General features: G+C 67.7%; 14 protein-coding genes, 1 tRNA gene and 1 pseudogene. 10 read left to right on the forward strand and 6 right to left on the reverse strand.

What is annotated here, in order from left to right; all coding sequences use genetic code 11:
* The first annotated feature begins 3 nt into the window (after positions 1 to 3).
* Positions 4 to 1257: an SPFH domain-containing protein gene (locus tag BJF89_RS15675; protein ID WP_075816006.1), complete on the forward strand. Its 1254-nt coding sequence runs from the start codon at positions 4 to 6 to the stop codon at positions 1255 to 1257.
* Here the strand turns inward: BJF89_RS15675 and BJF89_RS15680 are convergent.
* From BJF89_RS15680 to BJF89_RS15690, 3 genes are all read right to left on the reverse strand, one after another.
* The gene (locus tag BJF89_RS15680) at positions 1154 to 1792 is read right to left on the reverse strand and encodes a DNA-binding protein (protein WP_075816110.1); all 639 of its coding nucleotides are present in this window, start codon (positions 1790 to 1792) and stop codon (positions 1154 to 1156) included. The genes BJF89_RS15675 and BJF89_RS15680 overlap by 104 nt on opposite strands.
* Before the next feature lie 23 nt (positions 1793 to 1815).
* The gene (locus BJF89_RS15685) at positions 1816 to 2493 is read right to left on the reverse strand and encodes a TVP38/TMEM64 family protein (RefSeq protein ID WP_255372695.1); all 678 of its coding nucleotides are present in this window, start codon (positions 2491 to 2493) and stop codon (positions 1816 to 1818) included.
* A gap of 80 nt (positions 2494 to 2573) precedes the next feature.
* A tRNA-Leu gene (locus BJF89_RS15690) sits at positions 2574 to 2662 on the reverse strand.
* A 278-nt stretch (positions 2663 to 2940) separates the two neighbouring features.
* Here BJF89_RS15690 and BJF89_RS15695 point away from each other — a divergent pair.
* A pseudogene (locus BJF89_RS15695) lies at positions 2941 to 3468 on the forward strand (YbhB/YbcL family Raf kinase inhibitor-like protein); the annotation flags it as partial.
* 14 nt (positions 3469 to 3482) lie between these two features.
* Here the strand turns inward: BJF89_RS15695 and BJF89_RS15700 are convergent.
* Positions 3483 to 4589 (reverse strand): quinone-dependent dihydroorotate dehydrogenase, encoded by a 1107-nt coding sequence (locus tag BJF89_RS15700; protein WP_075816111.1) that lies wholly within the window; start codon positions 4587 to 4589, stop codon positions 3483 to 3485.
* A gap of 40 nt (positions 4590 to 4629) precedes the next feature.
* Entirely contained in the window at positions 4630 to 5772 is a 1143-nt protein-coding gene (locus BJF89_RS15705; RefSeq protein WP_255372697.1) for a hypothetical protein, read from the reverse strand.
* A 140-nt stretch (positions 5773 to 5912) separates the two neighbouring features.
* Between BJF89_RS15705 and BJF89_RS15710 the strand changes: the two genes are divergently transcribed.
* The 3 genes from BJF89_RS15710 to BJF89_RS15720 are packed head-to-tail and all read left to right on the forward strand — an operon-like array spanning position 5913 to position 8483.
* Positions 5913 to 6740 carry an undecaprenyl-diphosphate phosphatase gene (locus BJF89_RS15710; RefSeq protein WP_075816009.1) on the forward strand — a complete coding sequence of 276 codons (828 nt, stop codon included), beginning with the start codon at positions 5913 to 5915 and terminating at the stop codon, positions 6738 to 6740.
* A 52-nt stretch (positions 6741 to 6792) separates the two neighbouring features.
* A complete protein-coding gene (mshC, locus tag BJF89_RS15715) occupies positions 6793 to 8088 on the forward strand; it encodes a cysteine--1-D-myo-inosityl 2-amino-2-deoxy-alpha-D-glucopyranoside ligase (RefSeq protein ID WP_075816010.1) in 1296 nt (431 codons plus the stop codon).
* The gene (locus tag BJF89_RS15720) at positions 8085 to 8483 is read left to right on the forward strand and encodes a hypothetical protein (RefSeq protein ID WP_075816011.1); all 399 of its coding nucleotides are present in this window, start codon (positions 8085 to 8087) and stop codon (positions 8481 to 8483) included. Before mshC ends, BJF89_RS15720 begins: the two co-directional genes overlap by 4 nt.
* Before the next feature lie 13 nt (positions 8484 to 8496).
* Here the strand turns inward: BJF89_RS15720 and BJF89_RS15725 are convergent, their stop codons facing one another.
* The gene (locus BJF89_RS15725; protein ID WP_075816012.1) at positions 8497 to 9318 is read right to left on the reverse strand and encodes a thioesterase family protein; all 822 of its coding nucleotides are present in this window, start codon (positions 9316 to 9318) and stop codon (positions 8497 to 8499) included.
* 37 nt (positions 9319 to 9355) lie between these two features.
* Between BJF89_RS15725 and BJF89_RS15730 the strand changes: the two genes are divergently transcribed.
* The 5 genes from BJF89_RS15730 (at position 9356) to BJF89_RS15750 (ending at position 13711) form a co-directional block, all read left to right on the forward strand.
* Positions 9356 to 10048, forward strand: a complete 693-nt coding sequence (locus BJF89_RS15730; RefSeq protein WP_075816113.1) for an HAD family phosphatase — start codon at positions 9356 to 9358, stop codon at positions 10046 to 10048.
* Between the two features lie 42 nt (positions 10049 to 10090).
* Positions 10091 to 10354 carry a phosphoribosyl-ATP diphosphatase gene (locus BJF89_RS15735; RefSeq protein WP_075816112.1) on the forward strand — a complete coding sequence of 88 codons (264 nt, stop codon included), beginning with the start codon at positions 10091 to 10093 and terminating at the stop codon, positions 10352 to 10354.
* A gap of 59 nt (positions 10355 to 10413) precedes the next feature.
* The gene (gene hisG / locus BJF89_RS15740) at positions 10414 to 11259 is read left to right on the forward strand and encodes an ATP phosphoribosyltransferase (RefSeq protein ID WP_075816114.1); all 846 of its coding nucleotides are present in this window, start codon (positions 10414 to 10416) and stop codon (positions 11257 to 11259) included.
* Positions 11260 to 11303: 44 nt separating this feature from the next.
* The gene (gene aspA / locus BJF89_RS15745; RefSeq protein ID WP_075816013.1) at positions 11304 to 12824 is read left to right on the forward strand and encodes an aspartate ammonia-lyase; all 1521 of its coding nucleotides are present in this window, start codon (positions 11304 to 11306) and stop codon (positions 12822 to 12824) included.
* Between the two features lie 95 nt (positions 12825 to 12919).
* Positions 12920 to 13711: a DUF1266 domain-containing protein gene (locus BJF89_RS15750; RefSeq protein WP_075816014.1), complete on the forward strand. Its 792-nt coding sequence runs from the start codon at positions 12920 to 12922 to the stop codon at positions 13709 to 13711.
* Positions 13712 to 13716 lie beyond the last annotated feature (5 nt).

Below are 13716 nucleotides of genomic sequence, written 5' to 3' on the forward strand. Positions count from 1 at the left end.
ACCATGGGTCCGTTGAGCATCCTGCTCATCATCCTCGTGATCCTGGTGGCGGTCGCGCTGTTCAAGTCCGTGGCGCTGATCCCCCAGGGGGAGGCGGCCGTCATCGAACGCCTCGGCCGCTACACCAGGACGGTGTCGGGTGGCCTGACCATCCTGGTCCCGTTCATCGACCGGGTACGCGACCGGGTGGACACCCGTGAACAGGTGGTCTCGTTTCCTCCACAGGCCGTGATCACGCAGGACAACCTGACCGTCGCCATCGACATCGTGGTGACGTTCCAGATCAACGACGCCGCACGCGCCATCTACGGGGTCAACGACTACATCATCGGTGTCGAGCAGATCTCCGTCGCCACGCTGCGCGACGTGGTCGGTGGCATGACGCTCGAGGAGACGCTCACCTCGCGCGACGTCATCAACCGTCGGCTGCGTGGGGAACTGGACGCCGCCACGACCCGGTGGGGCCTACGGATCAGCCGCGTGGAGCTCAAGGCGATCGATCCGCCGCCGTCGATCCAGCAGTCGATGGAGATGCAGATGAAGGCCGACCGTGAGAAGCGGGCGATGATCCTCACCGCGGAAGGTCAGCGCGAATCCGACATCAAGACCGCCGAGGGCAAGAAGCAGGCCCGGATCCTCGGAGCGGAGGGCGACAAGCACGCACAGATCCTCTCCGCCGAGGCGGAACGGCAGGCGCGGATGCTGCTGGCCGAGGGTGAACGCGCCGCGAAGTACCTCGAGGCACAGGGACAGGCGAAGGCCATCCAGAAAGTCACCGCGGCCATCAAATCGTCCCAGGTCACCCCGGAGGTGCTGTCCTACCAGTACCTGGAGAAGCTTCCCGAGATGGCCCAGGGCGACGCGAACAAGGTGTGGATGCTGCCGATGCAGTTCGGGGACTCCCTCGAGCAGTTCGCCAAGGCATTCGCGAACAAGGACGACGACGGCACCTTCCGCTATGAACCGGCGCCGGTGGACGAGTCCCTGCGGGACGTGGCCAATGAAACGACGTCCGACGACTGGTTCAGCACCGAGTCCGCCCCGGAAATCGCCAAGGCGGTGGCTGAGGCGAATGCCGTGGCCAACCGGTCGGTCGACGACCCGGACAACCCTCCGGTCCCGTCAGGGACCGATCAGACGGCACAGGCCGCGGTCACGCCGGGTGAAGAGTCTCCGTCCTGGCCAACATATGGACAGCAAGAAGCCACCCCGCCTGCTCAGCCTGCCACCCCGCAGCAGCCAGACGCTGAGACATAGCCTGTTTCGAGATCCCCACCATCTCAGCGGCCTCGCTCTGCAGATGGCCCTGCCTCACCAGTGCCGTCGCTTCCCTCCCTTCGGAGGTACGGCGGCTCAGCACGTGGGAGACGAGGGTGAACGCCGCCGCGATGTCTCCGGCGATGTCCGCCCCGAGCCCGGACGCCTGCACACCTCCCGGGCCGGGCGTCTCGACCCTCGCCTGGATGACGCCGGGACGACGCGCACCGCGGACCGCACGTGCCGCAGCGGCGACGAGATGGTCCCGTAGGGCCGCGTCGGCAGGGTCATCCGTGCCGTCCCCACCGTCGCCGAGGACCGCGCCTATTCCGACCGCGAAATCGCCGGCCTGGATGAGGTTCATGACCACGCCGGCCGCGCTGTCCGCGTCATCGGCGAGAACCGTGAACTCCTCGGGACCGTGGACCCGGACCTCGACGACATTGTGGGCGTTCCCCAGTGCGTCGGCGACCTGTCGGACATAGTCGGCGCGTCGGAGCGAGGAGCCCCGGTAGGTGGCGTGGACGGAGTACATGCCCGCCATCATACAGTTTCTGTCTACGGTGAGGGCTTGACCGGAGTGGGTTCCACGGACAACCGCGCACGTACCCGCCGCCATTCACCGGCCGTCAGCAGGACACCGGTCGCCGCGAGAGCCGCACTGACCGCGAGGAACCAGGGTTCGCCGCCGTTGACGAGAACGTCGGAGGACGCAACGACGGCCACCGTCAGCGGCGTTGATCCGACGACGGTGGCCAGCACACACGGGAGCAGGGGGATTCGACTGAGCCCGCAGGCGTAGTTGAGCAGACTGAAGGGGACCACGGGGATCATCCGCAGGCCGAGCACCGCAACCCATCCACGGTCCTCCAACGCCGCCTGGAGAGACCTGAAGCGCGGACTGCGTTCGGCCCGTCGTACCGCCGGGCCGCCGATCCACCGGAGGAGGACCAGTGACAAGGTCACCGACGCCGCCATGCCCGTGAGTGCGAGAAGGCTGCCCACGACCGGTCCGAAGAGCAAGCCTGCAGACACGGTCCACACGGTGCGGGGAACGGGCAGCTGCGTCGCACCGACCATCAGCACCAGAAAGGTGCCCCAGGCGAGGGTCCCGGTACCCCGGACACTGTTGCGGACCGTGTCGAGCCCCGGGGTGGGGAGCAGGATCGTCGCCACGACGACGACCAGTGCGAGAAAGACGAGTCCGATGAGCGACAACCGCTGGTTCCTGGTCATGTCCTGCCTCATTTCCACGACGGTGCCCTCCGCACGCGGGGTGAACGAAAAAAGAGACCCACCGTAGTGGGTCTCTTCTGTGGTGTCCGGAGGGGGACTTGAACCCCCACGTCCGTTAATAGGACACTAGCACCTCAAGCTAGCGCGTCTGCCATTCCGCCACCCGGACATGGATGCGGACGCCGGACACGGTAACGGTTGAATTTCAACCCTGTGTCCGTCGCACTCCGGTAACTATAACGAGTCGGCACGACGGTGACAAATCATCGGCCCGTCGCACCAGGAACCACAGGTCAACCAGGCGATTGGGGAGCCCGGGCGGGGGACTCGGCCAGGAACCTCCGGACATCATGACACCTAAATATATGAACAGAATCAGTTTCTGCAGGGCAGGTACTCCTGCGGCATACTGGGGGACATGAGCGACTCACCCCGTAACCACCAGCCACGTACCTCGACGACCGCTTTCCTGCGGCGGATCCGTACGCTCCAGTCACGGACCTCCCCGCGCTCACCGTCACCAGCGCGGACTTCAACGACGGCGACCGGCTCCCCGCCGCCCAGCTCGGTGGCAGTGACGTCTCCCCGCAGCTGTCCTGGTCCGGCGCCCCTGAGGGCACCGTCTCCTACGCCGTCTCCTGCTACGACCCGGACGCGCCGACGACGTCGGGTTACTGGCACTGGGCCGTGTTCAACATCCCGGCGTCCGTCACGTCGCTGGACGCGGGGACCGGTGACGCGGAACTGGCGGGGCTCCCCGACGGTGCAGTCGCCCTCCGGGGAGATTCAGGCAGCCGTGGGTACTACGGTGCCGAGCCCCCTGCCGGCCACGGGCCCCACCGCTACATCTTCGCCGTCCACGCACTCCCGCAGTTCCTGGAGATCGACGACAGGTCCACGCCGACGATCCTCGGCTTCAACCTGAACTTCACCGCCACCGCCCGGGGCCTGCTGTGGGGTTGGGCGGAGAACTGACCGGCTGAACGGCGTCAGTCGATCCAGGGGAGGTCGGCACCCACGGCTTCCGAGAGATTCATCAGGCCGTGGCGGCGGACCTGCTCTGCCAGCCCCCGGTGAATGTCGCGGATCCAGTCCGGCCCACCGTAGATGAAACCGGTGTACCCCTGAAGCAGTGTGGCACCGGCCCCGATGCGCTCCCAAGCCTGCTCCGGGGTCTCGATGCCGCCGACGCCGATGAGGACGAGCTTGTCTCCGGCGCGTGACCGGATTCTGCGCAGAACCTCCAGGGACCGGGCGGCGACGGGGGCTCCCGAGATGCCACCGGCGCCGAGCGCGGCCACGTCGGACGACGGTGTGCGGAGGTTCTCCCGGCTGATGGTCGTGTTGGTGGCGATGAGCCCGGTGAGCCCGAGTTCCAGGGCCAGGTCGGTCACCGCGTCCACGTCCGCGTCGCTCAGGTCAGGCGCGATCTTCACGAACAGGGGACGGTCGCTGGCCCGGCGGACGGCGTCCACGATCGGTCGGAGACTCTCCACCGCCTGCAGGTCCCGGAGCCCCGGGGTGTTCGGGGACGACACGTTGATCACCAGATAGTCGGCGACCTCGTCGACGGCCCTGGCCGACTCGAAGTAATCCGCCGGAGCCCGGTCAGCCGGGGTCGCCTTCGTCTTCCCGAGGTTCACCCCCACGGGCTCGGACTCGACCCGGGTCCGTAGACGGTTCGCGGCAGCCTGCGCCCCGTCATTGTTGAAACCCATCCTGTTCAGCAGGGCCCGGTCCTCGGACAACCTGAACAGTCGGGGAGTGGGGTTGCCAGGCTGGCGTACGGCGGTGACGGTGCCGACCTCGGCAGATCCGAATCCCAACGGGCCCCAGACGTCGACCTCCGTCGCATTCTTGTCGAATCCGGCGGCCAACCCCAGCGGGCGTGGGAAACGGACACCCGCCACCGTCTGGGCGAGCACCGGGTCGGTGACGACGAGGCTCCGCCGCAGAGCCGCACGCACCGACGCCGACCGTGCACCGGCGGAGAGGGCACCCGACATCAGCCCGTGAATCCGCTCGGCCCGGAGACGGAAGAGCTGTTTCAGGGAGGCGTCGTAGACCGTCCCCCGAATCTTGCGGAAGCTGGTCATCGAGGTCACAGAGGTCACAGGGGACACAGGGGACACGGGGTCAGTCCTTTCGGGGGAGGTCGGCAGAGGAGATCAGTTCACGTGTGCCGTCGGCGGTCACCAGGAGCAGATCCCCGCTGCCGTCATCGATGATGTGTCGGACGTCGGGCGCGGTGGGCACCTGCCCGACCTCGACCGGGGTCCCGGTGGACAACTCATAGCCGGTCAACATGTTGTCTCCGGTGGTGGACACCCACATCACCTCGCGCTCCGAATCCCACAGCACCGCCCAGGCCCCCTCGCCGGTGGGGACGGACTGGGTGTGCCGGATGACGTCGGTGAGCGTGTAGACCAGTGCCTGGTTGCGGCGCGCGTCGGACGCGACCAGCACACCGTCCGCCGCGGTCCCCGCCGAGACGGTACCCACCCCCTGGCCGATGCGCAGTGCCGCGACTCGGCTGTGGTCGGTGATGTTGATGTCGGTGACACTGGTCTGGGCCGCGTCGATCAACGCGGCCCGCCACTGCGGGTCATCGCCCTCGTCGTCACGGGTGTTGCCGACCAGCTGCATCGCGCTGGCGGTGGCGGTCATGTCCTCGGACCCTGCCTCCTCACCCTCGGGCGTGAACCAGTACACGTCACTGTCCGAGTCCACGGTCAGCGCCACCGTGCCGTCGGGATGGACTGCCGCCGAGGTCACCTCACCCGGGGCGTCGACGCGGCGTTGTTCCTTGCCCTCCGCGTCGAGGATGCGCACCGACGTCCCGCACCCCAGAACCACCCCGTCCACAGCTCCGGTGACGGTGGTGCAGCTGTCGTCGACGTCGACCGTGTCGGCCCGTCCCGCGGCGACGTCCTCGAGCGGCCCGATGCTCAGTCGACCCTGTTCCAGGGCTGCGACCGGAGCGGGGGAGTCCGCCGAGACCGTGTCGCCGAGACCAGCACGGACCAGGCCGAGGACCTCGTCCCCGTCGTCGAGTGTCCCCGTCGCGTCGGACGCCCCGGATGAACCGGGGGAGTCCGACGGCTCTGCGGCGACGCCCACCACGGTCTCACCTTCGCCGTCGGGACCGTCCTCACCGTCGGTACCGAACATCTGCTCGGCACATCCGGTCAGTGTCAGGGCCGCGACCGCCGGGAGCGCCACGACCGCCGCCATACTCTTCTGCGGCCACGTCCAGGGCCGGTTCACCAGGCTTCTCACGCCAATCACGCTACTACACCCGGCGCAGTACGCCGCCCCCGCCCGAGGTGAGGCCATGACCCCGGCAAGGTACGCTTCTCTGCCATGGAGCTCTCCTCACATCTCTCGCCGAGGCCGGCGACGCCGTCACCACCACCGACATGGGGTGGCTGCAGACCGTCATCCTGTCGATCGTCCAGGGACTCACCGAGTTCCTGCCCGTCTCATCCTCCGGGCACATGCGTATCGTCTCCCAGCTCCTCTGGGGGGAGGACGCCGGAGCGTCCTTTACCGCGGTGGTCCAGCTGGGTACTGAACTGGCCGTCCTGGTGTTCTTCGCCAAAGACATCTGGATCATCCTGTCCGCCTGGTTCGCCGGGGTCTTCGACCGGACGAAGCGGGACAACCTGAACTACCGCATGGGGTGGATGGTCATCGCCGCGACGATCCCGGTCGGGCTGATCGGCTTCCTCGCCAAGGACCTGATCCGCGACAACCTGCGCAACCTGTGGATCACGGCGATCGTGCTGATCCTGTTCTCCTTCGTCTTCATCTGGGCCGAGAAGGTGGGAACCCACCGGCGCACCTACGAGAAGCTGACGATGAAGGACGCGCTGATCATGGGGTTCGCCCAGTGCCTTGCCCTGATTCCGGGCGTGTCCCGGTCGGGTGCGACGGTGTCCGCGGGTCTTTTCCTGAACCTGGACCGCGAGGTCGCCACACGGTTCTCCTTCCTGCTGGCCATTCCCGCCGTCCTGGCCTCCGGGCTGTTCAGCCTGCCCGATGCCTTCGACCCGGCAGCGGGCCAGGCCGCCAGCGGCGTCCAACTGGTCGTCGGCACCTCGATCGCGTTCGTCCTGGGCTACATCTCGATCGCCTGGCTGCTGAAGTTCGTCGCCAACCACTCCTTCGCGTGGTTCGCCCTCTGGCGCATCCCGGTGGGCGTCGCCGTGATGATTCTCCTGGCGACCGGGACCATCAACGCCTGACGGACGGACCGGTGGGTGGGCGCCACCGTTCCGGTGACTAGAATCAGGCCCCATGCGTTCATGGTCCACCCCCGACGTCCCCGCCCTGGCGGGTGACGGTGTTCCCCTCACACTCCACGACACCGCCGCCGACCGCGTCCTGCCGGTCGACACCGGCCTGCTGACCGGCACGGGGGAGGTGGGGGTCTACGTCTGCGGCATCACCCCCTACGACTCCACCCATCTCGGCCACGCAGCGACCTACGTCACCTTCGACCTGGTGGTCCGTCAGCTGCTCGACAACGGGCACGGCGTGCACTACGTCCAGAACATCACCGACGTCGACGATCCCCTGTTCGAACGTGCCGAACGCGACGGAGTCGACTGGCGTGACCTCGGGTCGGGTCAGATCGATCTGTTCCGCTCCGACATGGAGGCACTCTCGGTCCTCCCTCCCCGCGACTACATCGGCGCGATGGAGTCCGTGGACGAGGTCATCGACATGGTGGACCGGCTTCTCACCGTCGGCGCCGCCTACCGGATGGACGACGAATTCCCGGACATCTACGTCGACTACACCTTCACCGAGCAGTTCGGGTACGAGTCCCGTTACGACGAGGAGACGATGAGCCGCTTCTTCGCCGAGCGTGGAGGGGACCCTGAGCGCCCCGGAAAACGTCATCCGATGGACGCGCTGGTGTGGCGTGCCCACCGGGACGGTGAACCCGCCTGGGATTCCCCGTTCGGCCCGGGGCGCCCCGGATGGCACGTCGAGTGCTCCGCGATCGCCACCAACCGGCTGGGGGCCTCCTTCGCGATCCAGGGCGGCGGCAGCGACCTGCGATTCCCGCACCACGAGTTCTCCGCCGCCCACGCCGAGGCCGCCCACGGTGTCGACCGGATGGCCGGCCACTACGTGCACACCGGCATGATCGGTCTGGACGGCACGAAGATGAGCAAGTCGCTGGGCAACCTGGTGTTCGTGTCCCGGTTGACCGCCGACGGCCACGACCCCTCCGCGGTCCGGCTGGGCCTGTACGAGGAGCACTACCGGCACGACCGCGACTGGTCCGCAGACGTCCTGGAACGGGCTGAACAGCGGCTCGAGCGGTGGCGCCGGGCTGCCGTGGCAGCCGGACAGCTTCCGCAGTCCCGTGCCGACCACCTTGTCGCTGACGTCCGGACAGCTCTGGCGGACGACCTGGACACCCCGCGTGCGGTCGCGTTGATCGACGCCTGGAGTGACAGCGTCACGGCCGGGGACGACACCGCGGCCCCTCACGAGGACGCGGACACCACCCCGGCCGACGGATCCGCCGGTGCCACGCTGCGTACCCTGTGCGCCTCCCTGCTGGGGGTGGCACTGTGAGCACCTCCGACGACAACAGCTTCGCGGCGGCCACCGACGCCGCCCGGCATGAGTTCATCGAGAACCTGACCTCGATGGCCACGGGAAGCTACCTGCGGGACGAGGACAGGGAGTTCTGGGAGGCACCTTTCCCCACCTCTGCGGTGGACGAGGCCGCCGAGATCCTCCACCGGCTGGTGTCGGGCGTGCGCGCCGACCCGTCCGGGGAGGTCGTCCTGCAGGTGATCTCCGCACACGACGCCCTGCGGGCGCTGAGCGACCGGCATGCCGGTGCCGTCTACGAGGACGAGGAGGTCGCGGACTTCCGCAGCCTGGTCACAGTCCTGTGCGAGGAGGTCGGTGCCGACGCCCGGCAGGTACTGGACGACCTCGACCGCATCATCGAGCAGGAATGACCTGCTCCGGCGGTTAACCGAACTTCTGGAGCAGGAGCGACTGGTTCGTCGAGCCGATGGGGCCGCGCTCGTCACACAGCCGTCCGATCGTGAGCCCGGCGCCGTCGGGGCCGAAGTTCGCCTCCGCCCGTACGCCGATCCACGCACTGACCGGAAGACGGTGGAGGGACACCGTGAGGTCGGTGTTCATGAACAGCCACTCCTTCGGGTCCAGGACGCGGTCCGTCCCGTTGGCGACGTCCGCCACGGACATCAGACGGCTCCACGGGGTGTCGTCGACACCGGCCACCACCGACATCCTGCTGCGTACCCACAGCTGGCCCGGGGCCGGACGGATGTCGAGTGACGCGGTGTACGGGCCCGGCCAGGCAGTGAGGAACGGGGTGTCCGGGCCCGGTTCGCTGGAGTCACTCAGCGGCACCAGGTCAGCCGCGCTGGGGACGTCGGGGTTCTCCAGTTCCGTGGTGTCGTGGGTTCGTACCCACCAGGCGCTGCCACGGACGACTTCACGTCCGGCGTCGTCCCTGACGACGGCTTCGAGGTAGCAGATGCGGCGCCCGGGCCTCACGATCCGGGCGGTGGCGTGGAGCCGTGCCACCGGCACCGCACCGAACAGCTCGGTGGTCACCCGGACCAGACGACCGCCCTCCGGGGCGATGCGTTCGATGGCGTGGGTGACCAGTGCCGACGGGGGAGCGCCGTGCTGCAGGTCCGGTCCCCACGGACTCACCGTGTGTTCTGTGGCCGTGTATTCGGTCCACACGGTCCCGGAGTCGTCGGTTGAGGATCCGCCCTGCAGGAAGTAGGCGTCGGTGTCGCTGGTGATGAAGCTCATGGTGTGTGATCTTATCGAGCCGGGCATGATGGCAGGGATGAGGGCGATACTCTGGGACATGGACGGCACACTCGTCGACACCGAGCCACGGTGGGGTGAGGCGACATACGCCATGGCTGCGGCCATGGGACGTGAGCTGACTCCCGACGTGCGGGCGGCGACGGTCGGGGGCACCGCCGACGGGACCGTGCGCCTGTGCGCGGAGTGGGCGGGGTTGGATCCCACCGACGACGAGGTCGGGGGCTGGATCAGGTGGCTCTACGACCGGGTCTCGGTCCTGTTCGCCCAGGGCCTCGACCTGCTGCCCGGCGTCCCGGGCCTGCTGGCGGAGGGGAGGGCCACCGGTGTGCCGATGATGGTGGTGACCAACACCTTCCGGTCCTTGACCGACCAGGCCCTCGAGACCATCGGTGCGGACGCGTTCGTCGGTTCGATCTGCGGTGACGAGGTCTCCGCAGGGAAACCCGATCCCACCTGTTATCTCACCGCCGCCGAACGACTGGGGGTCGCGCCCGGCGACTGCCTGGTGCTCGAGGACTCCACCAACGGCATGACGGCGGCGGTACGGGCGGGGTGCCGGGTCGTCGGGCTGCCGGCGGCCGACACCGAGGTTCCGGCAGGTGCCGTGCCGGTGTCCACACTGCGTGGAGGATCCACGGATCTGGACGGTCTGACCATTGCCGACCTGCGGGGCTTCTGGGAACACCTGGGGCGTAGCCGCGTAGGGTGACCGCATCACCGTGTCGGTGCAGGATGTGACAGAATGAGTGCCGTGAAGAACTTCGACTCCCTGTTTGAGGAACTGTCCCAGCGTGCCGCGGAACGTCCCGCCGGCTCCGGCACCGTGGAGGCACTCGATGCCGGCGTGCATTTCCAGGGCAAGAAGATCGTCGAGGAAGCCGGCGAGGTCTGGCTGGCCGCGGAGTACCAGTCCGACGAGGAGCTCTCCGAGGAAATCTCGCAGCTGATCTACTGGCTTCAGGTCGTCATGGTCGGCCGCGGGCTGAATCCGTCCGACATCTACAAGTTCCTCTGAGGGGTCCCGCTGTGACTGTGTCTGAATCTTCGTCGTCTGCTGCCGAAAACCAGCCCGACCTGCTGCGTGTCGCCGTCCCGAACAAGGGCTCGCTGTCCGAGACCGCCACGGAGATCCTCTCCGAGGCCGGGTACCCGGGCCGCGGCGACTCGAAGTCGCTCACCGTCGTCGACGCCGACAACGGTGTCGAGTTCTATTTCCTGCGCCCGAAGGACATCGCGATCTACGTGGCCAGCGGCCACCTGGACATGGGTATCACCGGCCGCGACCTCGCCGCCGACACCCGCGAGGAGACCGAGGAACTGCTCGAACTCGGCTTCGGCGACTCCACGTTCCGTTACGCCGCCCCCGCCGACGAGGACTGGACCGTGGAGGCCCTGGAGGGACGCCGCATCGCCACGTCCTACCCGAACCTGGTGCGCCGTGACCTCTCGTCCCGCGGTATCGACGCCACCGTCGTGCGGTTGGACGGTGCCGTGGAGATCTCCATCCGCCTGGGGGTGGCGGACGCCATCGCCGACGTGGTGTCGACGGGCCGCACACTCCGGCAGCAGGGGCTACGGCCGTTCGGCGATCCGGTGATCAGCTCCACCGCAGTGGTGGTGGGCCGCCGGGGAGCTTCCGTCGACGAACGCCAGCAGGTGCTGCTCAAGCGGATCGAGGGCATCCTGCACGCACGCAACTACGTGATGCTCGACTACAACTGCTCACGCGACATCCTCGACAGCGTCGCGGCAATCACCCCCGGCCTCTCGGCGCCGACCGTCTCACCCCTGGCCCAGGACAACTGGGTCGCCGTGCGCGCGATGGTTCCCCGCCGGGACGCCAACACGCTGATGGACAATCTCTCGGCACTGGGTGCCGAGGCCATCCTCGCCAGCGACATCCGCATCGCCCGTATCTGAGACCACACCACGAGTCGACCCCACCACGAAAGGTTCAGACCACCATGACTGTTCCCGAGTACCGCCCCGAATCCACGCCCGTCACCTCCTCGACGCAGTTGATCACGGCGGCCGAGACCCACTCGCTCAGCGCCCACGCCTCCGACAGCTTCCGCACGGAGGAGGACCTGCTGGGCACGATGCAGGTCCCTGAGCACGCCTACTACGGGATCCACGCGTTGCGCGCCGTGGACAACTTCCAGATCTCCCGGACCACCCTGAACCAGCTGCCGGAGTTCATCCGCGGCATGGTGCAGGTGAAGAAGGCTGCGGCGATCGCGAACCAGCGGTTGCACGCCCTGCCACGGGAGAAGGCGGAGGCCATTGTCTGGGCCTGTGACCAGATCCTCGTGGAGCACCGGTGCATGGACCAGTTCCCGATCGACGTCTACCAGGGCGGTGCGGGCACCTCGACGAACATGAACGTCAACGAGGTCGTCGCGAACCTGGCCCTGGAGTACCTGGGGGAGGACAAGGGCCGCTACGACATCGTCAACCCCAATGACGACGTCAACATGAGTCAGTCGACCAATGACGCGTACCCGACCGGTTTCCGTCTGGGCATCCACACCGCCTTCCAGGACCTGATCCGCCACCTCAGCGCACTGGAGCGGGCGTTCTCCAACAAGGGCGACGAGTTCCGCGACGTGATCACCATGGGACGTACCCAGTTGCAGGACGCGGTGCCGGTGAGCCTCGGCGACGAGCTCACCGCCTTCGCCCAGAACCTCTCCGAGGAGCAGTCACAGCTCAACCGGGCCGCGGACTTCATGCTGGAGGTCAATCTCGGCGGTACGGCGATCGGTACCGGTGTGAACGCCCCCTCCGGATACCAGCAGCAGGTCGTCGCCGCGCTGCGCGAGGTCACCGAGCTCAAGGTGCTCGCGGCCAATGACCTGCTCGAGGCCACCAGTGACACCGGGGCGTACGTCAACGCCAGCTCGGTGGTCAAGCGCGTGGCGATGAAGCTGTCGAAGATCTGCAATGACCTGCGACTTCTTTCCTCGGGGCCCCGCGCCGGACTGAACGAGATCAACCTGCCGGAACGCCAGGCGGGGTCGTCGATCATGCCGGCGAAGGTGAATCCGGTGATTCCGGAGGTCGTCAACCAGATCTGCTTCAAGGTCTTCGGCAACGACGTGACGATCTCGATGGCGGCCGAGGCAGGCCAGCTCCAGCTCAACGTGATGGAGCCGGTCATCGCCCAGTCACTGTTCGAGTCGATCCGTCTGCTCGCCCGTGCGTGCACCACGTTGCGGACGTTGTGTGTCGTGGGAATCACGGCCAACGAGGAGGTGTGCCGGTCCTACGTGGATCACTCCATCGGTATCGTGACCTACCTCAACCCGCTGATCGGGCACCACAACGGCGACCTGGTGGGCAAGGAGTGCGCCCGTACCGGCAAGTCGGTCCGGGAGGTCGTGCTGGAGCGCGGACTGCTCGACGCGGAGACGGTCGACCAGGTACTCAGCAAGGAGAACCTGCTGCACCCGGTGTGGCGCGGAAAGCTGTACGTCGAGTCCTGAACGGACAGCGGGGGTGTTCCCCAGGGGTCCCCGGATGAGGGTGACACCCCTCGTCCCCGCGCCACCAGTTAGTTCGCACAGCTAACATTGTCGGTGTGACATATCCTGCCGACACCTCCGCCACCACTGCCCCCACCTACCGCTCCATCCTGCGGGACGTCCCCTCGTCGGGACGTGGTCTCCGGTTGACCTGGGAGAGCGGCCGCAGCGATGACTCATCCCGGTCCTGGGGGCTGAGCCTGCCGCACGGGCTCACGGACGGCCGGGTCACCAACGGCCCGGCGGAAGCGCACCCCCCGAATGCGGGGTTCCAGAAACTCTTCGTCGTGGACCCGGGGGAAGCTCACCGCCACCACCTGGCGCGGGTGTTCGGCATCCGTACCACCCAGGACGTCCTCGACACCGCGTCCGCCCGCCTCAGGGACGCCGGTGACGCGGCCTACCGGCAGCACCGACCTCTCCTGGAAACACTGTGCAGCACCACGGGCCCGGAGCGTCCCGCGGCCCACACCGTGCTCGGCCCCGTCGATCCTGCGCATCACCACCTGATCATCCCGTTCCTCCAGGACGGTGCATGCACGGCACTCCCGGAGACGCCGCCGCAGGACACGACCGCCTGGGACATCTCGGTCGCGGTGCACCTGCTGTGGTTGGCTCACGGCGGCGGTCTCGTCACCGAAGACCAGTGCTCCGGGATGCTGGCCCGGGCCCTCGGCCTCGCCCAGGCAGCCTGCCCCACGTGGGAGGACTTCGCCGACGGTGTCGTGGTGGGCCGCGCGGTCGCTGACGGGCGGCTGGACGACTCCTGTCTCCGCTTCGTCCGGGACATCGCCGTGGTGCTGAACCACCCCGACTCCCCGTGGTTCCGGCTGCCCTTGCGGGCGTAGCCTGA

It is taken from the genome of Corynebacterium sp. CNJ-954 (assembly GCF_001942345.1).
Lineage (GTDB): Bacteria > Actinomycetota > Actinomycetes > Mycobacteriales > Mycobacteriaceae > Corynebacterium.